Here is a 25922-nt window from a genome sequence, read left to right as displayed (position 1 = left end):
CGGAGAGTCAGCGATGTTCCTGAAAACCGAATCATTTGAACATAACGGTGTGACCGTCACGCTTTCTGAACTGTCAGCCCTGCAGCGCATTGAGCATCTCGCCCTGATGAAACGGCAGGCAGAACAGGCGGAGTCAGACAGCAACCGGAAGTTTACTGTGGAAGACGCCATCAGAACCGGCGCGTTTCTGGTGGCGATGTCCCTGTGGCATAACCATCCGCAGAAGACGCAGATGCCGTCCATGAATGAAGCCGTTAAACAGATTGAGCAGGAAGTGCTTACCACCTGGCCCACGGAGGCAATTTCTCATGCTGAAAACGTGGTGTACCGGCTGTCTGGTATGTATGAGTTTGTGGTGAATAATGCCCCTGAACAGACAGAGGACGCCGGGCCCGCAGAGCCTGTTTCTGCGGGAAAGTGTTCGACGGTGAGCTGAGTTTTGCCCTGAAACTGGCGCGTGAGATGGGGCGACCCGACTGGCGTGCCATGCTTGCCGGGATGTCATCCACGGAGTATGCCGACTGGCACCGCTTTTACAGTACCCATTATTTTCATGATGTTCTGCTGGATATGCACTTTTCCGGGCTGACGTACACCGTGCTCAGCCTGTTTTTCAGCGATCCGGATATGCATCCGCTGGATTTCAGTCTGCTGAACCGGCGCGAGGCTGACGAAGAGCCTGAAGATGATGTGCTGATGCAGAAAGCGGCAGGGCTTGCCGGAGGTGTCCGCTTTGGCCCGGACGGGAATGAAGTTATCCCCGCTTCCCCGGATGTGGCGGACATGACGGAGGATGACGTAATGCTGATGACAGTATCAGAAGGGATCGCAGGAGGAGTCCGGTATGGCTGAACCGGTAGGCGATCTGGTCGTTGATTTGAGTCTGGATGCGGCCAGATTTGACGAGCAGATGGCCAGAGTCAGGCGTCATTTTTCTGGTACGGAAAGTGATGCGAAAAAAACAGCGGCAGTCGTTGAACAGTCGCTGAGCCGACAGGCGCTGGCTGCACAGAAAGCGGGGATTTCCGTCGGGCAGTATAAAGCCGCCATGCGTATGCTGCCTGCACAGTTCACCGACGTGGCCACGCAGCTTGCAGGCGGGCAAAGTCCGTGGCTGATCCTGCTGCAACAGGGGGGGCAGGTGAAGGACTCCTTCGGCGGGATGATCCCCATGTTCAGGGGGCTTGCCGGTGCGATCACCCTGCCGATGGTGGGGGCCACCTCGCTGGCGGTGGCGACCGGTGCGCTGGCGTATGCCTGGTATCAGGGCAACTCAACCCTGTCCGATTTCAACAAAACGCTGGTCCTTTCCGGCAATCAGGCGGGACTGACGGCAGATCGTATGCTGGTCCTGTCCAGAGCCGGGCAGGCGGCAGGGCTGACGTTTAACCAGACCAGCGAGTCACTCAGCGCACTGGTTAAGGCGGGGGTAAGCGGTGAGGCTCAGATTGCGTCCATCAGCCAGAGTGTGGCGCGTTTCTCCTCTGCATCCGGCGTGGAGGTGGACAAGGTCGCTGAAGCCTTCGGGAAGCTGACCACAGACCCGACGTCGGGGCTGACGGCGATGGCTCGCCAGTTCCATAACGTGTCGGCGGAGCAGATTGCGTATGTTGCTCAGTTGCAGCGTTCCGGCGATGAAGCCGGGGCATTGCAGGCGGCGAACGAGGCCGCAACGAAAGGGTTTGATGACCAGACCCGCCGCCTGAAAGAGAACATGGGCACGCTGGAGACCTGGGCAGACAGGACTGCGCGGGCATTCAAATCCATGTGGGATGCGGTGCTGGATATTGGTCGTCCTGATACCGCGCAGGAGATGCTGATTAAGGCAGAGGCTGCGTATAAGAAAGCAGACGACATCTGGAATCTGCGCAAGGATGATTATTTTGTTAACGATGAAGCGCGGGCGCGTTACTGGGATGATCGTGAAAAGGCCCGTCTTGCGCTTGAAGCCGCCCGAAAGAAGGCTGAGCAGCAGACTCAACAGGACAAAAATGCGCAGCAGCAGAGCGATACCGAAGCGTCACGGCTGAAATATACCGAAGAGGCGCAGAAGGCTTACGAACGGCTGCAGACGCCGCTGGAGAAATATACCGCCCGTCAGGAAGAACTGAACAAGGCACTGAAAGACGGGAAAATCCTGCAGGCGGATTACAACACGCTGATGGCGGCGGCGAAAAAGGATTATGAAGCGACGCTGAAAAAGCCGAAACAGTCCAGCGTGAAGGTGTCTGCGGGCGATCGTCAGGAAGACAGTGCTCATGCTGCCCTGCTGACGCTTCAGGCAGAACTCCGGACGCTGGAGAAGCATGCCGGAGCAAATGAGAAAATCAGCCAGCAGCGCCGGGATTTGTGGAAGGCGGAGAGTCAGTTCGCGGTACTGGAGGAGGCGGCGCAACGTCGCCAGCTGTCTGCACAGGAGAAATCCCTGCTGGCGCATAAAGATGAGACGCTGGAGTACAAACGCCAGCTGGCTGCACTTGGCGACAAGGTTACGTATCAGGAGCGCCTGAACGCGCTGGCGCAGCAGGCGGATAAATTCGCACAGCAGCAACGGGCAAAACGGGCCGCCATTGATGCGAAAAGCCGGGGGCTGACTGACCGGCAGGCAGAACGGGAAGCCACGGAACAGCGCCTGAAGGAACAGTATGGCGATAATCCGCTGGCGCTGAATAACGTCATGTCAGAGCAGAAAAAGACCTGGGCGGCTGAAGACCAGCTTCGCGGGAACTGGATGGCAGGCCTGAAGTCCGGCTGGAGTGAGTGGGAAGAGAGCGCCACGGACAGTATGTCGCAGGTAAAAAGTGCAGCCACGCAGACCTTTGATGGTATTGCACAGAATATGGCGGCGATGCTGACCGGCAGTGAGCAGAACTGGCGCAGCTTCACCCGTTCCGTGCTGTCCATGATGACAGAAATTCTGCTTAAGCAGGCAATGGTGGGGATTGTCGGGAGTATCGGCAGCGCCATTGGCGGGGCTGTTGGTGGCGGCGCATCCGCGTCAGGCGGTACAGCCATTCAGGCCGCTGCGGCGAAATTCCATTTTGCAACCGGAGGATTTACGGGAACCGGCGGCAAATATGAGCCAGCGGGGATTGTTCACCGTGGTGAGTTTGTCTTCACGAAGGAGGCAACCAGCCGGATTGGCGTGGGGAATCTTTACCGGCTGATGCGCGGCTATGCCACCGGCGGTTATGTCGGTACACCGGGCAGCATGGCAGACAGCCGGTCGCAGGCGTCCGGGACGTTTGAGCAGAATAACCATGTGGTGATTAACAACGACGGCACGAACGGGCAGATAGGTCCGGCTGCTCTGAAGGCGGTGTATGACATGGCCCGCAAGGGTGCCCGTGATGAAATTCAGACACAGATGCGTGATGGTGGCCTGTTCTCCGGAGGTGGACGATGAAGACCTTCCGCTGGAAAGTGAAACCCGGTATGGATGTGGCTTCGGTCCCTTCTGTAAGAAAGGTGCGCTTTGGTGATGGCTATTCTCAGCGAGCGCCTGCCGGGCTGAATGCCAACCTGAAAACGTACAGCGTGACGCTTTCTGTCCCCCGTGAGGAGGCCACGGTACTGGAGTCGTTTCTGGAAGAGCACGGGGGCTGGAAATCCTTTCTGTGGACGCCGCCTTATGAGTGGCGGCAGATAAAGGTGACCTGCGCAAAATGGTCGTCGCGGGTCAGTATGCTGCGTGTTGAGTTCAGCGCAGAGTTTGAACAGGTGGTGAACTGATGCAGGATATCCGGCAGGAAACACTGAATGAATGCACCCGTGCGGAGCAGTCGGCCAGCGTGGTGCTCTGGGAAATCGACCTGACAGAGGTCGGTGGAGAACGTTATTTTTTCTGTAATGAGCAGAACGAAAAAGGTGAGCCGGTCACCTGGCAGGGGCGACAGTATCAGCCGTATCCCATTCAGGGGAGCGGTTTTGAACTGAATGGCAAAGGCACCAGTACGCGCCCCACGCTGACGGTTTCTAACCTGTACGGTATGGTCACCGGGATGGCGGAAGATATGCAGAGTCTGGTCGGCGGAACGGTGGTCCGGCGTAAGGTTTACGCCCGTTTTCTGGATGCGGTGAACTTCGTCAACGGAAACAGTTACGCCGATCCGGAGCAGGAGGTGATCAGCCGCTGGCGCATTGAGCAGTGCAGCGAACTGAGCGCGGTGAGTGCCTCCTTTGTACTGTCCACGCCGACGGAAACGGATGGCGCTGTTTTTCCGGGACGTATCATGCTGGCCAACACCTGCACCTGGACCTATCGCGGTGACGAGTGCGGTTATAGCGGTCCGGCTGTCGCGGATGAATATGACCAGCCAACGTCCGATATCACGAAGGATAAATGCAGCAAATGCCTGAGCGGTTGTAAGTTCCGCAATAACGTCGGCAACTTTGGCGGCTTCCTTTCCATTAACAAACTTTCGCAGTAAATCCCATGACACAGACAGAATCAGCGATTCTGGCGCACGCCCGGCGATGTGCGCCAGCGGAGTCGTGCGGCTTCGTGGTAAGCACGCCGGAGGGGGAAAGATATTTCCCCTGCGTGAATATCTCCGGTGAGCCGGAGGCGTATTTCCGTATGTCGCCGGAAGACTGGCTGCAGGCAGAAATGCAGGGTGAGATTGTGGCGCTGGTCCACAGCCACCCCGGTGGTCTGCCCTGGCTGAGTGAGGCCGACCGGCGGCTGCAGGTGCAGAGTGATTTGCCGTGGTGGCTGGTCTGCCGGGGGACGATTCATAAGTTCCGCTGTGTGCCGCATCTCACCGGGCGGCGCTTTGAGCACGGTGTGACGGACTGTTACACACTGTTCCGGGATGCTTATCATCTGGCGGGGATTGAGATGCCGGACTTTCATCGTGAGGATGACTGGTGGCGTAACGGCCAGAATCTCTATCTGGATAATCTGGAGGCGACGGGGCTGTATCAGGTGCCGTTGTCAGCGGCACAGCCGGGCGATGTGCTGCTGTGCTGTTTTGGTTCATCAGTGCCGAATCACGCCGCAATTTACTGCGGCGACGGCGAGCTGCTGCACCATATTCCTGAACAACTGAGCAAACGAGAGAGGTACACCGACAAATGGCAGCGACGCACACACTCCCTCTGGCGTCACCGGGCATGGCGCGCATCTGCCTTTACGGGGATTTACAACGATTTGGTCGCCGCATCGACCTTCGTGTGAAAACGGGGGCTGAAGCCATCCGGGCACTGGCCACACAGCTCCCGGCGTTTCGTCAGAAACTGAGCGACGGCTGGTATCAGGTACGGATTGCCGGGCGGGACGTCAGCACGTCCGGGTTAACGGCGCAGTTACATGAGACTCTGCCTGATGGCGCTGTAATTCATATTGTTCCCAGAGTCGCCGGGGCCAAGTCAGGTGGCGTATTCCAGATTGTCCTGGGGGCTGCCGCCATTGCCGGATCATTCTTTACCGCCGGAGCCACCCTTGCAGCATGGGGGGCAGCCATTGGGGCCGGTGGTATGACCGGCATCCTGTTTTCTCTCGGTGCCAGTATGGTGCTCGGTGGTGTGGCGCAGATGCTGGCACCGAAAGCCAGAACTCCCCGTATACAGACAACGGATAACGGTAAGCAGAACACCTATTTCTCCTCACTGGATAACATGGTTGCCCAGGGCAATGTTCTGCCTGTTCTGTACGGGGAAATGCGCGTGGGGTCACGCGTGGTTTCTCAGGAGATCAGCACGGCAGACGAAGGGGACGGTGGTCAGGTTGTGGTGATTGGTCGCTGATGCAAAATGTTTTATGTGAAACCGCCTGCGGGCGGTTTTGTCATTTATGGAGCGTGAGGAATGGGTAAAGGAAGCAGTAAGGGGCATACCCCGCGCGAAGCGAAGGACAACCTGAAGTCCACGCAGTTGCTGAGTGTGATCGATGCCATCAGCGAAGGGCCGATTGAAGGTCCGGTGGATGGCTTAAAAAGCGTGCTGCTGAACAGTACGCCGGTGCTGGACACTGAGGGGAATACCAACATATCCGGTGTCACGGTGGTGTTCCGGGCTGGTGAGCAGGAGCAGACTCCGCCGGAGGGATTTGAATCCTCCGGCTCCGAGACGGTGCTGGGTACGGAAGTGAAATATGACACGCCGATCACCCGCACCATTACGTCTGCAAACATCGACCGTCTGCGCTTTACCTTCGGTGTACAGGCACTGGTGGAAACCACCTCAAAGGGTGACAGGAATCCGTCGGAAGTCCGCCTGCTGGTTCAGATACAACGTAACGGTGGCTGGGTGACGGAAAAAGACATCACCATTAAGGGCAAAACCACCTCGCAGTATCTGGCCTCGGTGGTGATGGGTAACCTGCCGCCGCGCCCGTTTAATATCCGGATGCGCAGGATGACGCCGGACAGCACCACAGACCAGCTGCAGAACAAAACGCTCTGGTCGTCATACACTGAAATCATCGATGTGAAACAGTGCTACCCGAACACGGCACTGGTCGGCGTGCAGGTGGACTCGGAGCAGTTCGGCAGCCAGCAGGTGAGCCGTAATTATCATCTGCGCGGGCGTATTCTGCAGGTGCCGTCGAACTATAACCCGCAGACGCGGCAATACAGCGGTATCTGGGACGGAACGTTTAAACCGGCATACAGCAACAACATGGCCTGGTGTCTGTGGGATATGCTGACCCATCCGCGCTACGGCATGGGGAAACGTCTTGGTGCGGCGGATGTGGATAAATGGGCGCTGTATGTCATCGGCCAGTACTGCGACCAGTCAGTGCCGGACGGCTTTGGCGGCACGGAGCCGCGCATCACCTGTAATGCGTACCTGACCACACAGCGTAAGGCGTGGGATGTGCTCAGCGATTTCTGCTCGGCGATGCGCTGTATGCCGGTATGGAACGGGCAGACGCTGACGTTCGTGCAGGACCGACCGTCGGATAAGACGTGGACCTATAACCGCAGTAATGTGGTGATGCCGGATGATGGCGCGCCGTTCCGCTACAGCTTCAGCGCCCTGAAGGACCGCCATAATGCCGTTGAGGTGAACTGGATTGACCCGAACAACGGCTGGGAGACGGCGACAGAGCTTGTTGAAGATACGCAGGCCATTGCCCGTTACGGTCGTAATGTTACGAAGATGGATGCCTTTGGCTGTACCAGCCGGGGGCAGGCACACCGCGCCGGGCTGTGGCTGATTAAAACAGAACTGCTGGAAACGCAGACCGTGGATTTCAGCGTCGGCGCAGAAGGGCTTCGCCATGTACCGGGCGATGTTATTGAAATCTGCGATGATGACTATGCCGGTATCAGCACCGGTGGTCGTGTGCTGGCGGTGAACAGCCAGACCCGGACGCTGACGCTCGACCGTGAAATCACGCTGCCATCCTCCGGTACCGCGCTGATAAGCCTGGTTGACGGAAGTGGCAATCCGGTCAGCGTGGAGGTTCAGTCCGTCACCGACGGCGTGAAGGTAAAAGTGAGCCGTGTTCCTGACGGTGTTGCTGAATACAGCGTATGGGAGCTGAAGCTGCCGACGCTGCGCCAGCGACTGTTCCGCTGCGTGAGTATCCGTGAGAACGACGACGGCACGTATGCCATCACCGCCGTGCAGCATGTGCCGGAAAAAGAGGCCATCGTGGATAACGGGGCGCACTTTGACGGCGAACAGAGTGGCACGGTGAATGGTGTCACGCCGCCAGCGGTGCAGCACCTGACCGCAGAAGTCACTGCAGACAGCGGGGAATATCAGGTGCTGGCGCGATGGGACACACCGAAGGTGGTGAAGGGCGTGAGTTTCCTGCTCCGTCTGACCGTAACAGCGGACGACGGCAGTGAGCGGCTGGTCAGCACGGCCCGGACGACGGAAACCACATACCGCTTCACGCAACTGGCGCTGGGGAACTACAGGCTGACAGTCCGGGCGGTAAATGCGTGGGGGCAGCAGGGCGATCCGGCGTCGGTATCGTTCCGGATTGCCGCACCGGCAGCACCGTCGAGGATTGAGCTGACGCCGGGCTATTTTCAGATAACCGCCACGCCGCATCTTGCCGTTTATGACCCGACGGTACAGTTTGAGTTCTGGTTCTCGGAAAAGCAGATTGCGGATATCAGACAGGTTGAAACCAGCACGCGTTATCTTGGTACGGCGCTGTACTGGATAGCCGCCAGTATCAATATCAAACCGGGCCATGATTATTACTTTTATATCCGCAGTGTGAACACCGTTGGCAAATCGGCATTCGTGGAGGCCGTCGGTCGGGCGAGCGATGATGCGGAAGGTTACCTGGATTTTTTCAAAGGCAAGATAACCGAATCCCATCTCGGCAAGGAGCTGCTGGAAAAAGTCGAGCTGACGGAGGATAACGCCAGCAGACTGGAGGAGTTTTCGAAAGAGTGGAAGGATGCCAGTGATAAGTGGAATGCCATGTGGGCTGTCAAAATTGAGCAGACCAAAGACGGCAAACATTATGTCGCGGGTATTGGCCTCAGCATGGAGGACACGGAGGAAGGCAAACTGAGCCAGTTTCTGGTTGCCGCCAATCGTATCGCATTTATTGACCCGGCAAACGGGAATGAAACGCCGATGTTTGTGGCGCAGGGCAACCAGATATTCATGAACGACGTGTTCCTGAAGCGCCTGACGGCCCCCACCATTACCAGCGGCGGCAATCCTCCGGCCTTTTCCCTGACACCGGACGGAAAGCTGACCGCTAAAAATGCGGATATCAGTGGCAGTGTGAATGCGAACTCCGGGACGCTCAGTAATGTGACGATAGCTGAAAACTGTACGATAAACGGTACGCTGAGGGCGGAAAAAATCGTCGGGGACATTGTAAAGGCGGCGAGCGCGGCTTTTCCGCGCCAGCGTGAAAGCAGTGTGGACTGGCCGTCAGGTACCCGTACTGTCACCGTGACCGATGACCATCCTTTTGATCGCCAGATAGTGGTGCTTCCGCTGACGTTTCGCGGAAGTAAGCGTACTGTCAGCGGCAGGACAACGTATTCGATGTGTTATCTGAAAGTACTGATGAACGGTGCGGTGATTTATGATGGCGCGGCGAACGAGGCGGTACAGGTGTTCTCCCGTATTGTTGACATGCCAGCGGGTCGGGGAAACGTGATCCTGACGTTCACGCTTACGTCCACACGGCATTCGGCAGATATTCCGCCGTATACGTTTGCCAGCGATGTGCAGGTTATGGTGATTAAGAAACAGGCGCTGGGCATCAGCGTGGTCTGAGTGTGTTACAGAGGTTCGTCCGGGAACGGGCGTTTTATTATAAAACAGTGAGAGGTGAACGATGCGTAATGTGTGTATTGCCGTTGCTGTCTTTGCCGCACTTGCGGTGACAGTCACTCCGGCCCGTGCGGAAGGTGGACATGGTACGTTTACGGTGGGCTATTTTCAAGTGAAACCGGGTACATTGCCGTCGTTGTCGGGCGGGGATACCGGTGTGAGTCATCTGAAAGGGATTAACGTGAAGTACCGTTATGAGCTGACGGACAGTGTGGGGGTGATGGCTTCCCTGGGGTTCGCCGCGTCGAAAAAGAGCAGCACAGTGATGACCGGGGAGGATACGTTTCACTATGAGAGCCTGCGTGGACGTTATGTGAGCGTGATGGCCGGACCGGTTTTACAAATCAGTAAGCAGGTCAGTGCGTACGCCATGGCCGGAGTGGCTCACAGTCGGTGGTCCGGCAGTACAATGGATTACCGTAAGACGGAAATCACTCCCGGGTATATGAAAGAGACGACCACTGCCAGGGACGAAAGTGCAATGCGGCATACCTCAGTGGCGTGGAGTGCAGGTATACAGATTAATCCGGCAGCGTCCGTCGTTGTTGATATTGCTTATGAAGGCTCCGGCAGTGGCGACTGGCGTACTGACGGATTCATCGTTGGGGTCGGTTATAAATTCTGATTAGCCAGGTAACACAGTGTTATGACAGCCCGCCGGAACCGGTGGGCTTTTTTGTGGGGTGAATATGGCAGTAAAGATTTCAGGAGTCCTGAAAGACGGCACAGGAAAACCGGTACAGAACTGCACCATTCAGCTGAAAGCCAGACGTAACAGCACCACGGTGGTGGTGAACACGGTGGGCTCAGAGAATCCGGATGAAGCCGGGCGTTACAGCATGGATGTGGAGTACGGTCAGTACAGTGTCATCCTGCAGGTTGACGGTTTTCCACCATCGCACGCCGGGACCATCACCGTGTATGAAGATTCACAACCGGGGACGCTGAATGATTTTCTCTGTGCCATGACGGAGGATGATGCCCGGCCGGAGGTGCTGCGTCGTCTTGAACTGATGGTGGAAGAGGTGGCGCGTAACGCGTCCGTGGTGGCACAGAGTACGGCAGACGCGAAGAAATCAGCCGGCGATGCCAGTGCATCAGCTGCTCAGGTCGCGGCCCTTGTGACTGATGCAACTGACTCAGCACGCGCCGCCAGCACGTCCGCCGGACAGGCTGCATCGTCAGCTCAGGAAGCGTCCTCCGGCGCAGAAGCGGCATCAGCAAAGGCCACTGAAGCGGAAAAAAGTGCCGCAGCCGCAGAGTCCTCAAAAAACGCGGCGGCCACCAGTGCCGGTGCGGCGAAAACGTCAGAAACGAATGCTGCAGCGTCACAACAATCAGCCGCCACGTCTGCCTCCACCGCGGCCACGAAAGCGTCAGAGGCCGCCACTTCAGCACGAGATGCGGTGGCCTCAAAAGAGGCAGCAAAATCATCAGAAACGAACGCATCATCAAGTGCCGGTCGTGCAGCTTCCTCGGCAACGGCGGCAGAAAATTCTGCCAGGGCGGCAAAAACGTCCGAGACGAATGCCAGGTCATCTGAAACAGCAGCGGAACGGAGCGCCTCTGCCGCGGCAGACGCAAAAACAGCGGCGGCGGGGAGTGCGTCAACGGCATCCACGAAGGCGACAGAGGCTGCGGGAAGTGCGGTATCAGCATCGCAGAGCAAAAGTGCGGCAGAAGCGGCGGCAATACGTGCAAAAAATTCGGCAAAACGTGCAGAAGATATAGCTTCAGCTGTCGCGCTTGAGGATGCGGACACAACGAGAAAGGGGATAGTGCAGCTCAGCAGTGCAACCAACAGCACGTCTGAAACGCTTGCTGCAACGCCAAAGGCGGTTAAGGTGGTAATGGATGAAACGAACAGAAAAGCCCACTGGACAGTCCGGCACTGACCGGAACGCCAACAGCACCAACCGCGCTCAGGGGAACAAACAATACCCAGATTGCGAACACCGCTTTTGTACTGGCCGCGATTGCAGATGTTATCGACGCGTCACCTGACGCACTGAATACGCTGAATGAACTGGCCGCAGCGCTCGGGAATGATCCAGATTTTGCTACCACCATGACTAACGCGCTTGCGGGTAAACAACCGAAGAATGCGACACTGACGGCGCTGGCAGGGCTTTCCACGGCGAAAAATAAATTACCGTATTTTGCGGAAAATGATGCCGCCAGCCTGACTGAACTGACTCAGGTTGGCAGGGATATTCTGGCAAAAAATTCCGTTGCAGATGTTCTTGAATACCTTGGGGCCGGTGAGAATTCGGCCTTTCCGGCAGGTGCGCCGATCCCGTGGCCATCAGATATCGTTCCGTCTGGCTACGTCCTGATGCAGGGGCAGGCGTTTGACAAATCAGCCTACCCAAAACTTGCTGTCGCGTATCCATCGGGTGTGCTTCCTGATATGCGAGGCTGGACAATCAAGGGGAAACCCGCCAGCGGTCGTGCTGTATTGTCTCAGGAACAGGATGGAATTAAGTCGCACACCCACAGTGCCAGTGCATCCGGTACGGATTTGGGGACGAAAACCACATCGTCGTTTGATTACGGGACGAAAACAACAGGCAGTTTCGATTACGGCACCAAATCGACGAATAACACGGGGGCTCATGCTCACAGTCTGAGCGGTTCAACAGGGGCCGCGGGTGCTCATGCCCACACAAGTGGTTTAAGGATGAACAGTTCTGGCTGGAGTCAGTATGGAACAGCAACCATTACAGGAAGTTTATCCACAGTTAAAGGAACCAGCACACAGGGTATTGCTTATTTATCGAAAACGGACAGTCAGGGCAGCCACAGTCACTCATTGTCCGGTACAGCCGTGAGTGCCGGTGCACATGCGCATACAGTTGGTATTGGTGCGCACCAGCATCCGGTTGTTATCGGTGCTCATGCCCATTCTTTCAGTATTGGTTCACACGGACACACCATCACCGTTAACGCTGCGGGTAACGCGGAAAACACCGTCAAAAACATTGCATTTAACTATATTGTGAGGCTTGCATAATGGCATTCAGAATGAGTGAACAACCACGGACCATAAAAATTTATAATCTGCTGGCCGGAACTAATGAATTTATTGGTGAAGGTGACGCATATATTCCGCCTCATACCGGTCTGCCTGCAAACAGTACCGATATTGCACCGCCAGATATTCCGGCTGGCTTTGTGGCTGTTTTCAACAGTGATGAGGCATCGTGGCATCTCGTTGAAGACCATCGGGGTAAAACCGTCTATGACGTGGCTTCCGGCGACGCGTTATTTATTTCTGAACTCGGTCCGTTACCGGAAAATTTTACCTGGTTATCGCCGGGAGGGGAATATCAGAAGTGGAACGGCACAGCCTGGGTGAAGGATACGGAAGCAGAAAAACTGTTCCGGATCCGGGAGGCGGAAGAAACAAAAAAAAGCCTGATGCAGGTAGCCAGTGAGCATATTGCGCCGCTTCAGGATGCTGCAGATCTGGAAATTGCAACGAAGGAAGAAACCTCGTTGCTGGAAGCCTGGAAGAAGTATCGGGTGTTGCTGAACCGTGTTGATACATCAACTGCACCTGATATTGAGTGGCCTGCTGTCCCTGTTATGGAGTAATCGTTTTGTGATATGCCGCAGAAACGTTGTATGAAATAACGTTCTGCGGTTAGTTAGTATATTGTAAAGCTGAGTATTGGTTTATTTGGCGATTATTATCTTCAGGAGAATAATGGAAGTTCTATGACTCAATTGTTCATAGTGTTTACATCACCGCCAATTGCTTTTAAGACTGAACGCATGAAATATGGTTTTTCGTCATGTTTTGAGTCTGCTGTTGATATTTCTAAAGTCGGTTTTTTTTCTTCGTTTTCTCTAACTATTTTCCATGAAATACATTTTTGATTATTATTTGAATCAATTCCAATTACCTGAAGTCTTTCATCTATAATTGGCATTGTATGTATTGGTTTATTGGAGTAGATGCTTGCTTTTCTGAGCCATAGCTCTGATATCCAAATGAAGCCATAGGCATTTGTTATTTTGGCTCTGTCAGCTGCATAACGCCAAAAAATATATTTATCTGCTTGATCTTCAAATGTTGTATTGATTAAATCAATTGGATGGAATTGTTTATCATAAAAAATTAATGTTTGAATGTGATAACCGTCCTTTAAAAAAGTCGTTTCTGCAAGCTTGGCTGTATAGTCAACTAACTCTTCTGTCGAAGTGATATTTTTAGGCTTATCTACCAGTTTTAGACGCTCTTTAATATCTTCAGGAATTATTTTATTGTCATATTGTATCATGCTAAATGACAATTTGCTTATGGAGTAATCTTTTAATTTTAAATAAGTTATTCTCCTGGCTTCATCAAATAAAGAGTCGAATGATGTTGGCGAAATCACATCGTCACCCATTGGATTGTTTATTTGTATGCCAAGAGAGTTACAGCAGTTATACATTCTGCCATAGATTATAGCTAAGGCATGTAATAATTCGTAATCTTTTAGCGTATTAGCGACCCATCGTCTTTCTGATTTAATAATAGATGATTCAGTTAAATATGAAGGTAATTTCTTTTGTGCAAGTCTGACTAACTTTTTTATACCAATGTTTAACATACTTTCATTTGTAATAAACTCAATGTCATTTTCTTCAATGTAAGATGAAATAAGAGTAGCCTTTGCCTCGCTATACATTTCTAAATCGCCTTGTTTTTCTATCGTATTGCGAGAATTTTTAGCCCAAGCCATTAATGGATCATTTTTCCATTTTTCAATAACATTATTGTTATACCAAATGTCATATCCTATAATCTGGTTTTTGTTTTTTTGAATAATAAATGTTACTGTTCTTGCGGTTTGGAGGAATTGATTCAAATTCAAGCGAAATAATTCAGGGTCAAAATATGTATCAATGCAGCATTTGAGCAAGTGCGATAAATCTTTAAGTCTTCTTTCCCATGGTTTTTTAGTCATAAAACTCTCCATTTTGATAGGTTGCATGCTAGATGCTGATATATTTTAGAGGTGATAAAATTAACTGCTTAACTGTCAATGTAATACAAGTTGTTTGATCTTTGCAATGATTCTTATCAGAAACCATATAGTAAATTAGTTACACAGGAAATTTTTAATATTATTATTATCATTCATTATGTATTAAAATTAGAGTTGTGGCTTGGCTCTGCTAACACGTTGCTCATAGGAGATATGGTAGAGCCGCAGACACGTCGTATGCAGGAACGTGCTGCGGCTGGCTGGTGAACTTCCGATAGTGCGGGTGTTGAATGATTTCCAGTTGCTACCGATTTTACATATTTTTTGCATGAGAGAATTTGTACCACCTCCCACCGACCATCTATGACTGTACGCCACTGTCCCTAGGACTGCTATGTGCCGGAGCGGACATTACAAACGTCCTTCTCGGTGCATGCCACTGTTGCCAATGACCTGCCTAGGAATTGGTTAGCAAGTTACTACCGGATTTTGTAAAAACAGCCCTCCTCATATAAAAAGTATTCGTTCACTTCCGATAAGCGTCGTAATTTTCTATCTTTCATCATATTCTAGATCCCTCTGAAAAAATCTTCCGAGTTTGCTAGGCACTGATACATAACTCTTTTCCAATAATTGGGGAAGTCATTCAAATCTATAATAGGTTTCAGATTTGCTTCAATAAATTCTGACTGTAGCTGCTGAAACGTTGCGGTTGAACTATATTTCCTTATAACTTTTACGAAAGAGTTTCTTTGAGTAATCACTTCACTCAAGTGCTTCCCTGCCTCCAAACGATACCTGTTAGCAATATTTAATAGCTTGAAATGATGAAGAGCTCTGTGTTTGTCTTCCTGCCTCCAGTTCGCCGGGCATTCAACATAAAAACTGATAGCACCCGGAGTTCCGGAAACGAAATTTGCATATACCCATTGCTCACGAAAAAAAATGTCCTTGTCGATATAGGGATGAATCGCTTGGTGTACCTCATCTACTGCGAAAACTTGACCTTTCTCTCCCATATTGCAGTCGCGGCACGATGGAACTAAATTAATAGGCATCACCGAAAATTCAGGATAATGTGCAATAGGAAGAAAATGATCTATATTTTTTGTCTGTCCTATATCACCACAAAATGGACATTTTTCACCTGATGAAACAAGCATGTCATCGTAATATGTTCTAGCGGGTTTGTTTTTATCTCGGAGATTATTTTCATAAAGCTTTTCTAATTTAACCTTTGTCAGGTTACCAACTACTAAGGTTGTAGGCTCAAGAGGGTGTGTCCTGTCGTAGGTAAATAACTGACCTGTCGAGCTTAATATTCTATATTGTTGTTCTTTCTGCAAAAAAGTGGGGAAGTGAGTAATGAAATTATTTCTAACATTTATCTGCATCATACCTTCCGAGCATTTATTAAGCATTTCGCTATAAGTTCTCGCTGGAAGAGGTAGTTTTTTCATTGTACTTTACCTTCATCTCTGTTCATTATCATCGCTTTTAAAACGGTTCGACCTTCTAATCCTATCTGACCATTATAATTTTTTAGAATGGTTTCATAAGAAAGCTCTGAATCAACGGACTGCGATAATAAGTGGTGGTATCCAGAATTTGTCACTTCAAGTAAAAACACCTCACGAGTTAAAACACCTAAGTTCTCACCGAATGTCTCAATATCCGGACGGATAATATTTATTGCTTCTCTTGACCGTAGGACTTTCCACATGCAGGATTTTGGAACCTCTTGCAGTACTACTGGGGAATGAGTTGCAATTATTGCTACACCATTGCGTGCATCGAGTAAGTCGCTTAATGTTCGTAAAAAAGCAGAGAGCAAAGGTGGATGCAGATGAACCTCTGGTTCATCGAATAAAACTAATGACTTTTCGCCAACGACATCTACTAATCTTGTGATAGTAAATAAAACAATTGCATGTCCAGAGCTCATTCGAAGCAGATATTTCTGGATATTGTCATAAAACAATTTAGTGAATTTATCATCGTCCACTTGAATCTGTGGTTCATTACGTCTTAACTCTTCATATTTAGAAATGAGGCTGATGAGTTCCATATTTGAAAAGTTTTCATCACTACTTAGTTTTTTGATAGCTTCAAGCCAGAGTTGTCTTTTTCTATCTACTCTCATACAACCAATAAATGCTGAAATGAATTCTAAGCGGAGATCGCCTAGTGATTTTAAACTATTGCTGGCAGCATTCTTGAGTCCAATATAAAAGTATTGTGTACCTTTTGCTGGGTCAGGTTGTTCTTTAGGAGGAGTAAAAGGATCAAATGCACTAAACGAAACTGAAACAAGCGATCGAAAATATCCCTTTGGGATTCTTGACTCGATAAGTCTATTATTTTCAGAGAAAAAATATTCATTGTTTTCTGGGTTGGTGATTGCACCAATCATTCCATTCAAAATTGTTGTTTTACCACACCCATTCCGCCCGATAAAAGCATGAATGTTCGTGCTGGGCATAGAATTAACCGTCACCTCAAAAGGTATAGTTAAATCACTGAATCCGGGAGCACTTTTTCTATTAAATGAAAAGTGGAAATCTGACAATTCTGGCAAACCATTTAACACACGTGCGAACTGTCCATGAATTTCTGAAAGAGTTACCCCTCTAAGTAATGAGGTGTTAAGGACGCTTTCATTTTCAATGTCGGCTAATCGATTTGGCCATACTACTAAATCCTGAATAGCTTTAAGAAGGTTATGTTTAAAACCATCGCTTAATTTGCTGAGATTAACATAGTAGTCAATGCTTTCACCTAAGGAAAAAAACATTTCAGGGAGTTGACTGAATTTTTTATCTATTAATGAATAAGTGCTTACTTCTTCTTTTTGACCTACAAAACCAATTTTAACATTTCCGATATCGCATTTTTCACCATGCTCATCAAAGACAGTAAGATAAAACATTGTAACAAAGGAATAGTCATTCCAACCATCTGCTCGTAGGAATGCCTTATTTTTTTCTACTGCAGGAATATACCCGCCTCTTTCAATAACACTAAACTCCAACATATAGTAACCCTTAATTTTATTAAAATAACCGCAATTTATTTGGCGGCAACACAGGATCTCTCTTTTAAGTTACTCTCTATTACATACGTTTTCCATCTAAAAATTAGTAGTATTGAACTTAACGGGGCATCGTATTGTAGTTTTCCATATTTAGCTTTCTGCTTCCTTTTGGATAACCCACTGTTATTCATGTTGCATGGTGCACTGTTTATACCAACGATATAGTCTATTAATGCATATATAGTATCGCCGAACGATTAGCTCTTCAGGCTTCTGAAGAAGCGTTTCAAGTACTAATAAGCCGATAGATAGCCACGGACTTCGTAGCCATTTTTCATAAGTGTTAACTTCCGCTCCTCGCTCATAACAGACATTCACTACAGTTATGGCGGAAAGGTATGCATGCTGGGTGTGGGGAAGTCGTGAAAGAAAAGAAGTCAGCTGCGTCGTTTGACATCACTGCTATCTTCTTACTGGTTATGCAGGTCGTAGTGGGTGGCACACAAAGCTTTGCACTGGATTGCGAGGCTTTGTGCTTCTCTGGAGTGCGACAGGTTTGATGACAAAAAATTAGCGCAAGAAGACAAAAATCACCTTGCGCTAATGCTCTGTTACAGGTCACTAATACCATCTAAGTAGTTGATTCATAGTGACTGCATATGTTGTGTTTTACAGTATTATGTAGTCTGTTTTTTATGCAAAATCTAATTTAATATATTGATATTTATATCATTTTACGTTTCTCGTTCAGCTTTTTTATACTAAGTTGGCATTATAAAAAAGCATTGCTTATCAATTTGTTGCAACGAACAGGTCACTATCAGTCAAAATAAAATCATTATTTGATTTCAATTTTGTCCCACTCCCTGCCTCTGTCATCACGATACTGTGATGCCATGGTGTCCGACTTATGCCCGAGAAGATGTTGAGCAAACTTATCGCTTATCTGCTTCTCATAGAGTCTTGCAGACAAACTGCGCAACTCGTGAAAGGTAGGCGGATCCCCTTCGAAGGAAAGACCTGATGCTTTTCGTGCGCGCATAAAATACCTTGATACTGTGCCGGATGAAAGCGGTTCGCGACGAGTAGATGCAATTATGGTTTCTCCGCCAAGAATCTCTTTGCATTTATCAAGTGTTTCCTTCATTGATATTCCGAGAGCATCAATATGCAATGCTGTTGGGATGGCAATTTTTACGCCTGTTTTGCTTTGCTCGACATAAAGATATCCATCTACGATATCAGACCACTTCATTTCGCATAAATCACCAACTCGTTGCCCGGTAACAACAGCCAGTTCCATTGCAAGTCTGAGCCAACATGGTGATGATTCTGCTGCTTGATAAATTTTCAGGTATTCGTCAGCCGTAAGTCTTGATCTCCTTACCTCTGATTTTGCTGCGCGAGTGGCAGCGACATGGTTTGTTGTTATATGGCCTTCAGCTATTGCCTCTCGGAATGCATCGCTCAGTGTTGATCTGATTAACTTGGCTGACGCCGCCTTGCCCTCGTCTATGTATCCATTGAGCATTGCCGCAATTTCTTTTGTGGTGATGTCTTCAAGTGGAGCATCAGGCAGACCCCTCCTTATTGCTTTAATTTTGCTCATGTAATTTATGAGTGTCTTCTGCTTGATTCCTCTGCTGGCCAGGATTTTTTCGTAGCGATCAAGCCATGAATGTAACGTAACGGAATTATCACTGTTGATTCTCGCTGTCAGAGGCTTGTGTTTGTGTCCTGAAAATAACTCAATGTTGGCCTGTATAGCTTCAGTGATTGCGATTCGCCTGTCTCTGCCTAATCCAAACTCTTTACCCGTCCTTGGGTCCCTGTAGCAGTAATATCCATTGTTTCTTATATAAAGGTTAGGGGGTAAATCCCGGCGCTCATGACTTCGCCTTCTTCCCATTTCTGATCCTCTTCAAAAGGCCACCTGTTACTGGTCGATTTAAGTCAACCTTTACCGCTGATTCGTGGAACAGATACTCTCTTCCATCCTTAACCGGAGGTGGGAATATCCTGCATTCCCGAACCCATCGACGAACTGTTTCAAGGCTTCTTGGACGTCGCTGGCGTGCGTTCCACTCCTGAAGTGTCAAGTACATCGCAAAGTCTCCGCAATTACACGCAAGAAAAAACCGCCATCAGGCGGCTTGGTGTTCTTTCAGTTCTTCAATTCGAATATTGGTTACGTCTGCATGTGCTATCTGCGCCCATATCATCCAGTGGTCGTAGCAGTCGTTGATGTTCTCCGCTTCGATAACTCTGTTGAATGGCTCTCCATTCCATTCTCCTGTGACTCGGAAGTGCATTTATCATCTCCATAAAACAAAACCCGCCGTAGCGAGTTCAGATAAAATAAATCCCCGCGAGTGCGAGGATTGTTATGTAATATTGGGTTTAATCATCTATATGTTTTGTACAGAGAGGGCAAGTATCGTTTCCACCGTACTCGTGATAATAATTTTGCACGGTATCAGTCATTTCTCGCACATTGCAGAATGGGGATTTGTCTTCATTAGACTTATAAACCTTCATGGAATATTTGTATGCCGACTCTATATCTATACCTTCATCTACATAAACACCTTCGTGATGTCTGCATGGAGACAAGACACCGGATCTGCACAACATTGATAACGCCCAATCTTTTTGCTCAGACTCTAACTCATTGATACTCATTTATAAACTCCTTGCAATGTATGTCGTTTCAGCTAAACGGTATCAGCAATGTTTATGTAAAGAAACAGTAAGATAATACTCAACCCGATGTTTGAGTACGGTCATCATCTGACACTACAGACTCTGGCATCGCTGTGAAGACGACGCGAAATTCAGCATTTTCACAAGCGTTATCTTTTACAAAACCGATCTCACTCTCCTTTGATGCGAATGCCAGCGTCAGACATCATATGCAGATACTCACCTGCATCCTGAACCCATTGACCTCCAACCCCGTAATAGCGATGCGTAATGATGTCGATAGTTACTAACGGGTCTTGTTCGATTAACTGCCGCAGAAACTCTTCCAGGTCACCAGTGCAGTGCTTGATAACAGGAGTCTTCCCAGGATGGCGAACAACAAGAAACTGGTTTCCGTCTTCACGGACTTCGTTGCTTTCCAGTTTAGCAATACGCTTACTCCCATCCGAGATAACACCTTCGTAATACTCACGCTGCTCGTTGAGTTTTGATTTTGCTGTTTCAAGCTCAACACGCAGTTTCCCTACTGTTAGCGCAATATCCTCGTTCTCCTGGTCGCGGCGTTTGATGTATTGCTGGTTTCTTTCCCGTTCATCCAGCAGTTCCAGCACAATCGATGGTGTTACCAATTCATGGAAAAGGTCTGCGTCAAATCCCCAGTCGTCATGCATTGCCTGCTCTGCCGCTTCACGCAGTGCCTGAGAGTTAATTTCGCTCACTTCGAACCTCTCTGTTTACTGATAAGTTCCAGATCCTCCTGGCAACTTGCACAAGTCCGACAACCCTGAACGACCAGGCGTCTTCGTTCATCTATCGGATCGCCACACTCACAACAATGAGTGGCAGATATAGCCTGGTGGTTCAGGCGGCGCATTTTTATTGCTGTGTTGCGCTGTAATTCTTCTATTTCTGATGCTGAATCAATGATGTCTGCCATCTTTCATTAATCCCTGAACTGTTGGTTAATACGCTTGAGGGTGAATGCGAATAATAAAAAAGGAGCCTGTAGCTCCCTGATGATTTTGCTTTTCATGTTCATCGTTCCTTAAAGACGCCGTTTAACATGCCGATTGCCAGGCTTAAATGAGTCGGTGTGAATCCCATCAGCGTTACCGTTTCGCGGTGCTTCTTCAGTACGCTACGGCAAATGTCATCGACGTTTTTATCCGGAAACTGCTGTCTGGCTTTTTTTGATTTCAGAATTAGCCTGACGGGCAATGCTGCGAAGGGCGTTTTCCTGCTGAGGTGTCATTGAACAAGTCCCATGTCGGCAAGCATAAGCACACAGAATATGAAGCCCGCTGCCAGAAAAATGCATTCCGTGGTTGTCATACCTGGTTTCTCTCATCTGCTTCTGCTTTCGCCACCATCATTTCCAGCTTTTGTGAAAGGGATGCGGCTAACGTATGAAATTCTTCGTCTGTTTCTACTGGTATTGGCACAAACCTGATTCCAATTTGAGCAAGGCTATGTGCCATCTCGATACTCGTTCTTAACTCAACAGAAGATGCTTTGTGCATACAGCCCCTCGTTTATTATTTATCTCCTCAGCCAGCCGCTGTGCTTTCAGTGGATTTCGGATAACAGAAAGGCCGGGAAATACCCAGCCTCGCTTTGTAACGGAGTAGACGAAAGTGATTGCGCCTACCCGGATATTATCGTGAGGATGCGTCATCGCCATTGCTCCCCAAATACAAAACCAATTTCAGCCAGTGCCTCGTCCATTTTTTCGATGAACTCCGGCACGATCTCGTCAAAACTCGCCATGTACTTTTCATCCCGCTCAATCACGACATAATGCAGGCCTTCACGCTTCATACGCGGGTCATAGTTGGCAAAGTACCAGGCATTTTTTCGCGTCACCCACATGCTGTACTGCACCTGGGCCATGTAAGCTGACTTTATGGCCTCGAAACCACCGAGCCGGAACTTCATGAAATCCCGGGAGGTAAACGGGCATTTCAGTTCAAGGCCGTTGCCGTCACTGCATAAACCATCGGGAGAGCAGGCGGTACGCATACTTTCGTCGCGATAGATGATCGGGGATTCAGTAACATTCACGCCGGAAGTGAATTCAAACAGGGTTCTGGCGTCGTTCTCGTACTGTTTTCCCCAGGCCAGTGCTTTAGCGTTAACTTCCGGAGCCACACCGGTGCAAACCTCAGCAAGCAGGGTGTGGAAGTAGGACATTTTCATGTCAGGCCACTTCTTTCCGGAGCGGGGTTTTGCTATCACGTTGTGAACTTCTGAAGCGGTGATGACGCCGAGCCGTAATTTGTGCCACGCATCATCCCCCTGTTCGACAGCTCTCACATCGATCCCGGTACGCTGCAGGATAATGTCCGGTGTCATGCTGCCACCTTCTGCTCTGCGGCTTTCTGTTTCAGGAATCCAAGAGCTTTTACTGCTTCGGCCTGTGTCAGTTCTGACGATGCACGAATGTCGCGGCGAAATATCTGGGAACAGAGCGGCAATAAGTCGTCATCCCATGTTTTATCCAGGGCGATCAGCAGAGTGTTAATCTCCTGCATGGTTTCATCGTTAACCGGAGTGATGTCGCGTTCCGGCTGACGTTCTGCAGTGTATGCAGTATTTTCGACAATGCGCTCGGCTTCATCCTTGTCATAGATACCAGCAAATCCGAAGGCCAGACGGGCACACTGAATCATGGCTTTATGACGTAACATCCGTTTGGGATGCGACTGCCACGGCCCCGTGATTTCTCTGCCTTCGCGAGTTTTGAATGGTTCGCGGCGGCATTCATCCATCCATTCGGTAACGCAGATCGGATGATTACGGTCCTTGCGGTAAATCCGGCATGTACAGGATTCATTGTCCTGCTCAAAGTCCATGCCATCAAACTGCTGGTTTTCATTGATGATGCGGGACCAGCCATCAACGCCCACCACCGGAACGATGCCATTCTGCTTATCAGGAAAGGCGTAAATTTCTTTCGTCCACGGATTAAGGCCGTACTGGTTGGCAACGATCAGTAATGCGATGAACTGCGCATCGCTGGCATCACCTTTAAATGCCGTCTGGCGAAGAGTGGTGATCAGTTCCTGTGGGTCGACAGAATCCATGCCGACACGTTCAGCCAGCTTCCCAGCCAGCGTTGCGAGTGCAGTACTCATTCGTTTTATACCTCTGAATCAATATCAACCTGGTGGTGAGCAATGGTTTCAACCATGTACCGGATGTGTTCTGCCATGCGCTCCTGAAACTCAACATCGTCATCAAACGCACGGGTAATGGATTTTTTGCTGGCCCCGTGGCGTTGCAAATGATCGATGCATAGCGATTCAAACAGGTGCTGGGGCAGGCCTTTTTCCATGTCGTCTGCCAGTTCTGCCTCTTTCTCTTCACGGGCGAGCTGCTGGTAGTGACGCGCCCAGCTCTGAGCCTCAAGACGATCCTGAATGTAATAAGCGTTCATGGCTGAACTCCTGAAATAGCTGTGAAAATATCGCCCGCGAAATGCCGGGCTGATTAGGAAAACAGGAAAGGGGGTTAGTGAATGCTTTTGCTTGATCTCAGTTTCAGTATTAATATCCATTTTTTATAAGCGTCGACGGCTTCACGAAACATCTTTTCATCGCCAATAAAAGTGGCGATAGTGAATTTAGTCTGGATAGCCATAAGTGTTTGATCCATTCTTTGGGACTCCTGGCTGATTAAGTATGTCGATAAGGCGTTTCCATCCGTCACGTAATTTACGGGTGATTCGTTCAAGTAAAGATTCGGAAGGGCAGCCAGCAACAGGCCACCCTGCAATGGCATATTGCATGGTGTGCTCCTTATTTATACATAACGAAAAACGCCTCGAGTGAAGCGTTATTGGTATGCGGTAAAACCGCACTCAGGCGGCCTTGATAGTCATATCATCTGAATCAAATATTCCTGATGTATCGATATCGGTAATTCTTATTCCTTCGCTACCATCCATTGGAGGCCATCCTTCCTGACCATTTCCATCATTCCAGTCGAACTCACACACAACACCATATGCATTTAAGTCGCTTGAAATTGCTATAAGCAGAGCATGTTGCGCCAGCATGATTAATACAGCATTTAATACAGAGCCGTGTTTATTGAGTCGGTATTCAGAGTCTGACCAGAAATTATTAATCTGGTGAAGTTTTTCCTCTGTCATTACGTCATGGTCGATTTCAATTTCTATTGATGCTTTCCAGTCGTAATCAATGATGTATTTTTTGATGTTTGACATCTGTTCATATCCTCACAGATAAAAAATCGCCCTCACACTGGAGGGCAAAGAAGATTTCCAATAATCAGAACAAGTCGGCTCCTGTTTAGTTACGAGCGACATTGCTCCGTGTATTCACTCGTTGGAATGAATACACAGTGCAGTGTTTATTCTGTTATTTATGCCAAAAATAAAGGCCACTATCAGGCAGCTTTGTTGTTCTGTTTACCAAGTTCTCTGGCAATCATTGCCGTCGTTCGTATTGCCCATTTATCGACATATTTCCCATCTTCCATTACAGGAAACATTTCTTCAGGCTTAACCATGCATTCCGATTGCAGCTTGCATCCATTGCATCGCTTGAATTGTCCACACCATTGATTTTTATCAATAGTCGTAGTCATACGGATAGTCCTGGTATTGTTCCATCACATCCTGAGGATGCTCTTCGAACTCTTCAAATTCTTCTTCCATATATCACCTTAAATAGTGGATTGCGGTAGTAAAGATTGTGCCTGTCTTTTAACCACATCAGGCTCGGTGGTTCTCGTGTACCCCTACAGCGAGAAATCGGATAAACTATTACAACCCCTACAGTTTGATGAGTATAGAAATGGATCCACTCGTTATTCTCGGACGAGTGTTCAGTAATGAACCTCTGGAGAGAACCATGTATATGATCGTTATCTGGGTTGGACTTCTGCTTTTAAGCCCAGATAACTGGCCTGAATATGTTAATGAGAGAATCGGTATTCCTCATGTGTGGCATGTTTTCGTCTTTGCTCTTGCATTTTCGCTAGCAATTAATGTGCATCGATTATCAGCTATTGCCAGCGCCAGATATAAGCGATTTAAGCTAAGAAAACGCATTAAGATGCAAAACGATAAAGTGCGATCAGTAATTCAAAACCTTACAGAAGAGCAATCTATGGTTTTGTGCGCAGCCCTTAATGAAGGCAGGAAGTATGTGGTTACATCAAAACAATTCCCATACATTAGTGAGTTGATTGAGCTTGGTGTGTTGAACAAAACTTTTTCCCGATGGAATGGAAAGCATATATTATTCCCTATTGAGGATATTTACTGGACTGAATTAGTTGCCAGCTATGATCCATATAATATTGAGATAAAGCCAAGGCCAATATCTAAGTAACTAGATAAGAGGAATCGATTTTCCCTTAATTTTCTGGCGTCCACTGCATGTTATGCCGCGTTCGCCAGGCTTGCTGTACCATGTGCGCTGATTCTTGCGCTCAATACGTTGCAGGTTGCTTTCAATCTGTTTGTGGTATTCAGCCAGCACTGTAAGGTCTATCGGATTTAGTGCGCTTTCTACTCGTGATTTCGGTTTGCGATTCAGCGAGAGAATAGGGCGGTTAACTGGTTTTGCGCTTACCCCAACCAACAGGGGATTTGCTGCTTTCCATTGAGCCTGTTTCTCTGCGCGACGTTCGCGGCGGCGTGTTTGTGCATCCATCTGGATTCTCCTGTCAGTTAGCTTTGGTGGTGTGTGGCAGTTGTAGTCCTGAACGAAAACCCCCCGCGATTGGCACATTGGCAGCTAATCCGGAATCGCACTTACGGCCAATGCTTCGTTTCGTATCACACACCCCAAAGCCTTCTGCTTTGAATGCTGCCCTTCTTCAGGGCTTAATTTTTAAGAGCGTCACCTTCATGGTGGTCAGTGCGTCCTGCTGATGTGCTCAGTATCACCGCCAGTGGTATTTATGTCAAC

29 protein-coding genes and 3 pseudogenes are annotated in these 25922 nt (G+C 49.2%); 12 read left to right on the top strand and 20 right to left on the bottom strand.

All coding sequences use genetic code 11. From position 1 onward, the window contains the following. Nucleotides 1-13 precede the first annotated feature (13 nt). The 11 genes and pseudogenes from gpG (at nucleotide 14) to EKL15_RS24490 (ending at nucleotide 12861) form a co-directional block, all read left to right on the top strand. Nucleotides 14-436, top strand: coding sequence for a phage tail assembly chaperone G (gene gpG / locus EKL15_RS24545; RefSeq protein ID WP_000479153.1), 423 nt, complete (start codon nucleotides 14-16; stop codon nucleotides 434-436). Further along, entirely contained in the window at nucleotides 418-852 is a 435-nt protein-coding gene (locus tag EKL15_RS24540) for a phage tail assembly protein T (protein WP_000459457.1), read from the top strand. The genes gpG and EKL15_RS24540 overlap by 19 nt, the downstream gene beginning before the upstream one ends. Next, on the top strand, nucleotides 845-3406 hold the full coding sequence (locus tag EKL15_RS24535; protein ID WP_000840207.1) for a phage tail tape measure protein: 2562 nt from the start codon (nucleotides 845-847) through the stop codon (nucleotides 3404-3406). Before EKL15_RS24540 ends, EKL15_RS24535 begins: the two co-directional genes overlap by 8 nt. Next, on the top strand, nucleotides 3403-3732 hold the full coding sequence (locus EKL15_RS24530; RefSeq protein WP_000847379.1) for a phage tail protein: 330 nt from the start codon (nucleotides 3403-3405) through the stop codon (nucleotides 3730-3732). The genes EKL15_RS24535 and EKL15_RS24530 overlap by 4 nt, the downstream gene beginning before the upstream one ends. Further along, entirely contained in the window at nucleotides 3732-4430 is a 699-nt protein-coding gene (locus EKL15_RS24525) for a phage minor tail protein L (RefSeq protein ID WP_001152639.1), read from the top strand. Before EKL15_RS24530 ends, EKL15_RS24525 begins: the two co-directional genes overlap by 1 nt. A 5-nt stretch (nucleotides 4431-4435) precedes the next feature. Then, complete coding sequence (locus EKL15_RS24520) at nucleotides 4436-5179, top strand: C40 family peptidase (RefSeq protein ID WP_000194780.1); 744 nt, start codon at nucleotides 4436-4438, stop codon at nucleotides 5177-5179. Then, a complete protein-coding gene (locus tag EKL15_RS24515; protein ID WP_001407644.1) occupies nucleotides 5176-5748 on the top strand; it encodes a tail assembly protein in 573 nt (190 codons plus the stop codon). The genes EKL15_RS24520 and EKL15_RS24515 overlap by 4 nt, the downstream gene beginning before the upstream one ends. 60 nt (nucleotides 5749-5808) lie before the next feature. Beyond that, a complete protein-coding gene (locus tag EKL15_RS24510; RefSeq protein WP_000515495.1) occupies nucleotides 5809-9207 on the top strand; it encodes a host specificity protein J in 3399 nt (1132 codons plus the stop codon). 61 nt (nucleotides 9208-9268) lie between these two features. Further along, the gene (gene lom / locus EKL15_RS24505) at nucleotides 9269-9889 is read left to right on the top strand and encodes an outer membrane beta-barrel protein Lom (RefSeq protein WP_001246632.1); all 621 of its coding nucleotides are present in this window, start codon (nucleotides 9269-9271) and stop codon (nucleotides 9887-9889) included. Between the two features lie 64 nt (nucleotides 9890-9953). Next, nucleotides 9954-12277, top strand: a pseudogene (locus tag EKL15_RS24725) (prophage tail fiber N-terminal domain-containing protein). Further along, nucleotides 12277-12861, top strand: a complete 585-nt coding sequence (locus EKL15_RS24490; RefSeq protein ID WP_015979258.1) for a tail fiber assembly protein — start codon at nucleotides 12277-12279, stop codon at nucleotides 12859-12861. The pseudogene EKL15_RS24725 and the gene EKL15_RS24490 overlap by 1 nt, the downstream one beginning before the upstream one ends. A 128-nt stretch (nucleotides 12862-12989) precedes the next feature. Here the strand turns inward: EKL15_RS24490 and EKL15_RS24485 are convergent, their stop codons facing one another. From EKL15_RS24485 to EKL15_RS24395, 19 genes and pseudogenes are all read right to left on the bottom strand, one after another. Next, nucleotides 12990-14222 (bottom strand): hypothetical protein, encoded by a 1233-nt coding sequence (locus EKL15_RS24485; RefSeq protein ID WP_000162952.1) that lies wholly within the window; start codon nucleotides 14220-14222, stop codon nucleotides 12990-12992. A gap of 590 nt (nucleotides 14223-14812) precedes the next feature. Continuing rightward, complete coding sequence (locus EKL15_RS24480; RefSeq protein WP_000735931.1) at nucleotides 14813-15703, bottom strand: HNH endonuclease; 891 nt, start codon at nucleotides 15701-15703, stop codon at nucleotides 14813-14815. Continuing rightward, nucleotides 15700-17277: an AAA family ATPase gene (locus EKL15_RS24475; RefSeq protein ID WP_015979259.1), complete on the bottom strand. Its 1578-nt coding sequence runs from the start codon at nucleotides 17275-17277 to the stop codon at nucleotides 15700-15702. The genes EKL15_RS24480 and EKL15_RS24475 overlap by 4 nt, the downstream gene beginning before the upstream one ends. An 838-nt stretch (nucleotides 17278-18115) precedes the next feature. Next, nucleotides 18116-19186, bottom strand: coding sequence for a tyrosine-type recombinase/integrase (locus EKL15_RS24470; protein WP_000533640.1), 1071 nt, complete (start codon nucleotides 19184-19186; stop codon nucleotides 18116-18118). After that, nucleotides 19164-19382, bottom strand: coding sequence for an excisionase (locus tag EKL15_RS24465; protein ID WP_002414258.1), 219 nt, complete (start codon nucleotides 19380-19382; stop codon nucleotides 19164-19166). Before EKL15_RS24465 ends, EKL15_RS24470 begins: the two co-directional genes overlap by 23 nt. Nucleotides 19383-19421: 39 nt before the next feature. Then, nucleotides 19422-19589 (bottom strand): hypothetical protein, encoded by a 168-nt coding sequence (locus EKL15_RS24460; RefSeq protein ID WP_000545733.1) that lies wholly within the window; start codon nucleotides 19587-19589, stop codon nucleotides 19422-19424. A gap of 88 nt (nucleotides 19590-19677) precedes the next feature. Beyond that, entirely contained in the window at nucleotides 19678-19959 is a 282-nt protein-coding gene (locus tag EKL15_RS24455; RefSeq protein ID WP_000026224.1) for a hypothetical protein, read from the bottom strand. Between the two features lie 191 nt (nucleotides 19960-20150). Next, on the bottom strand, nucleotides 20151-20699 hold the full coding sequence (locus tag EKL15_RS24450) for an ead/Ea22-like family protein (RefSeq protein WP_001289873.1): 549 nt from the start codon (nucleotides 20697-20699) through the stop codon (nucleotides 20151-20153). After that, nucleotides 20696-20917: a TraR/DksA family transcriptional regulator gene (locus EKL15_RS24445; RefSeq protein ID WP_000763367.1), complete on the bottom strand. Its 222-nt coding sequence runs from the start codon at nucleotides 20915-20917 to the stop codon at nucleotides 20696-20698. The genes EKL15_RS24450 and EKL15_RS24445 overlap by 4 nt, the downstream gene beginning before the upstream one ends. Before the next feature lie 98 nt (nucleotides 20918-21015). Beyond that, a pseudogene (locus EKL15_RS24845) lies at nucleotides 21016-21232 on the bottom strand (cell division protein ZapA). A 76-nt stretch (nucleotides 21233-21308) separates the two neighbouring features. Next, complete coding sequence (locus tag EKL15_RS24435; protein WP_015979260.1) at nucleotides 21309-21500, bottom strand: DUF1382 family protein; 192 nt, start codon at nucleotides 21498-21500, stop codon at nucleotides 21309-21311. Next, entirely contained in the window at nucleotides 21473-21655 is a 183-nt protein-coding gene (locus EKL15_RS24430) for a DUF1317 domain-containing protein (RefSeq protein WP_000149542.1), read from the bottom strand. Before EKL15_RS24430 ends, EKL15_RS24435 begins: the two co-directional genes overlap by 28 nt. Next, a complete protein-coding gene (locus tag EKL15_RS24425; RefSeq protein WP_000186853.1) occupies nucleotides 21652-22332 on the bottom strand; it encodes a lambda exonuclease family protein in 681 nt (226 codons plus the stop codon). Before EKL15_RS24425 ends, EKL15_RS24430 begins: the two co-directional genes overlap by 4 nt. Then, the gene (gene bet, locus EKL15_RS24420) at nucleotides 22329-23114 is read right to left on the bottom strand and encodes a phage recombination protein Bet (protein WP_000100844.1); all 786 of its coding nucleotides are present in this window, start codon (nucleotides 23112-23114) and stop codon (nucleotides 22329-22331) included. The genes EKL15_RS24425 and bet overlap by 4 nt, the downstream gene beginning before the upstream one ends. A gap of 5 nt (nucleotides 23115-23119) precedes the next feature. Beyond that, entirely contained in the window at nucleotides 23120-23416 is a 297-nt protein-coding gene (locus EKL15_RS24415) for a host-nuclease inhibitor Gam family protein (protein ID WP_000995451.1), read from the bottom strand. Nucleotides 23417-23490: 74 nt separating this feature from the next. Then, on the bottom strand, nucleotides 23491-23634 hold the full coding sequence (gene kil, locus EKL15_RS24410) for a host cell division inhibitory peptide Kil (protein ID WP_000372937.1): 144 nt from the start codon (nucleotides 23632-23634) through the stop codon (nucleotides 23491-23493). Then, nucleotides 23603-23767, bottom strand: a complete 165-nt coding sequence (locus EKL15_RS24405; RefSeq protein ID WP_001198861.1) for a protease FtsH-inhibitory lysogeny factor CIII — start codon at nucleotides 23765-23767, stop codon at nucleotides 23603-23605. The genes kil and EKL15_RS24405 overlap by 32 nt, the downstream gene beginning before the upstream one ends. A gap of 72 nt (nucleotides 23768-23839) precedes the next feature. Next, complete coding sequence (locus tag EKL15_RS24400) at nucleotides 23840-24208, bottom strand: DUF2528 family protein (RefSeq protein WP_000065374.1); 369 nt, start codon at nucleotides 24206-24208, stop codon at nucleotides 23840-23842. A gap of 182 nt (nucleotides 24209-24390) precedes the next feature. Beyond that, nucleotides 24391-24591, bottom strand: coding sequence for an antirestriction Ral family protein (locus EKL15_RS24395; RefSeq protein ID WP_000213975.1), 201 nt, complete (start codon nucleotides 24589-24591; stop codon nucleotides 24391-24393). A gap of 266 nt (nucleotides 24592-24857) precedes the next feature. Here EKL15_RS24395 and EKL15_RS24390 point away from each other — a divergent pair, with 266 nt between their 5' ends. Continuing rightward, nucleotides 24858-25340, top strand: coding sequence for a superinfection exclusion B family protein (locus EKL15_RS24390; RefSeq protein ID WP_000281856.1), 483 nt, complete (start codon nucleotides 24858-24860; stop codon nucleotides 25338-25340). 264 nt (nucleotides 25341-25604) lie between these two features. On the opposite strand, the pseudogene EKL15_RS24720 reads toward EKL15_RS24390, so the two are convergent. Further along, nucleotides 25605-25797, bottom strand: a pseudogene (locus tag EKL15_RS24720) (antitermination protein N); the annotation flags it as partial. Nucleotides 25798-25922: the final 125 nt, after the last annotated feature.

Source organism: Serratia sp. 4542 (assembly GCF_016805595.1).
Taxonomy (GTDB): Bacteria; Pseudomonadota; Gammaproteobacteria; order Enterobacterales; family Enterobacteriaceae; genus Serratia; species Serratia nevei.
Note: the sequence above shows the minus strand (reverse complement) of the source record. Positions and strands in the feature narration are given on the sequence as shown.

Bases quoted from the DNA above. Each gene is read 5' to 3' on its own strand.
- gpG (WP_000479153.1), top strand. From the start codon at position 14: ATGTTCCTGAAAACCGAATCATTTGAACATAACGGTGTGACCGTCACG.
- lom (WP_001246632.1), top strand. From the start codon at position 9,269: ATGCGTAATGTGTGTATTGCCGTTGCTGTCTTTGCCGCACTTGCGGTG.
- EKL15_RS24490 (WP_015979258.1), top strand. From the start codon at position 12,277: ATGGCATTCAGAATGAGTGAACAACCACGGACCATAAAAATTTATAAT.
- EKL15_RS24425 (WP_000186853.1), bottom strand. From the start codon at position 22,332: ATGACACCGGACATTATCCTGCAGCGTACCGGGATCGATGTGAGAGCT.
- EKL15_RS24435 (WP_015979260.1), bottom strand. From the start codon at position 21,500: ATGCACAAAGCATCTTCTGTTGAGTTAAGAACGAGTATCGAGATGGCA.
- kil (WP_000372937.1), bottom strand. From the start codon at position 23,634: ATGGATCAAACACTTATGGCTATCCAGACTAAATTCACTATCGCCACT.
- EKL15_RS24430 (WP_000149542.1), bottom strand. From the start codon at position 21,655: ATGACGCATCCTCACGATAATATCCGGGTAGGCGCAATCACTTTCGTC.
- EKL15_RS24470 (WP_000533640.1), bottom strand. From the start codon at position 19,186: ATGGGAAGAAGGCGAAGTCATGAGCGCCGGGATTTACCCCCTAACCTT.
- EKL15_RS24465 (WP_002414258.1), bottom strand. From the start codon at position 19,382: ATGTACTTGACACTTCAGGAGTGGAACGCACGCCAGCGACGTCCAAGA.
- EKL15_RS24390 (WP_000281856.1), top strand. From the start codon at position 24,858: ATGTATATGATCGTTATCTGGGTTGGACTTCTGCTTTTAAGCCCAGAT.
- EKL15_RS24535 (WP_000840207.1), top strand. From the start codon at position 845: ATGGCTGAACCGGTAGGCGATCTGGTCGTTGATTTGAGTCTGGATGCG.
- EKL15_RS24455 (WP_000026224.1), bottom strand. From the start codon at position 19,959: ATGAGTATCAATGAGTTAGAGTCTGAGCAAAAAGATTGGGCGTTATCA.
- EKL15_RS24475 (WP_015979259.1), bottom strand. From the start codon at position 17,277: ATGTTGGAGTTTAGTGTTATTGAAAGAGGCGGGTATATTCCTGCAGTA.
- EKL15_RS24485 (WP_000162952.1), bottom strand. From the start codon at position 14,222: ATGACTAAAAAACCATGGGAAAGAAGACTTAAAGATTTATCGCACTTG.
- EKL15_RS24520 (WP_000194780.1), top strand. From the start codon at position 4,436: ATGACACAGACAGAATCAGCGATTCTGGCGCACGCCCGGCGATGTGCG.
- EKL15_RS24530 (WP_000847379.1), top strand. From the start codon at position 3,403: ATGAAGACCTTCCGCTGGAAAGTGAAACCCGGTATGGATGTGGCTTCG.
- EKL15_RS24415 (WP_000995451.1), bottom strand. From the start codon at position 23,416: ATGAACGCTTATTACATTCAGGATCGTCTTGAGGCTCAGAGCTGGGCG.
- EKL15_RS24395 (WP_000213975.1), bottom strand. From the start codon at position 24,591: ATGACTACGACTATTGATAAAAATCAATGGTGTGGACAATTCAAGCGA.
- bet (WP_000100844.1), bottom strand. From the start codon at position 23,114: ATGAGTACTGCACTCGCAACGCTGGCTGGGAAGCTGGCTGAACGTGTC.
- EKL15_RS24400 (WP_000065374.1), bottom strand. From the start codon at position 24,208: ATGTCAAACATCAAAAAATACATCATTGATTACGACTGGAAAGCATCA.
- EKL15_RS24525 (WP_001152639.1), top strand. From the start codon at position 3,732: ATGCAGGATATCCGGCAGGAAACACTGAATGAATGCACCCGTGCGGAG.
- EKL15_RS24405 (WP_001198861.1), bottom strand. From the start codon at position 23,767: ATGCAATATGCCATTGCAGGGTGGCCTGTTGCTGGCTGCCCTTCCGAA.
- EKL15_RS24510 (WP_000515495.1), top strand. From the start codon at position 5,809: ATGGGTAAAGGAAGCAGTAAGGGGCATACCCCGCGCGAAGCGAAGGAC.
- EKL15_RS24445 (WP_000763367.1), bottom strand. From the start codon at position 20,917: ATGGCAGACATCATTGATTCAGCATCAGAAATAGAAGAATTACAGCGC.
- EKL15_RS24460 (WP_000545733.1), bottom strand. From the start codon at position 19,589: ATGCACTTCCGAGTCACAGGAGAATGGAATGGAGAGCCATTCAACAGA.
- EKL15_RS24480 (WP_000735931.1), bottom strand. From the start codon at position 15,703: ATGAAAAAACTACCTCTTCCAGCGAGAACTTATAGCGAAATGCTTAAT.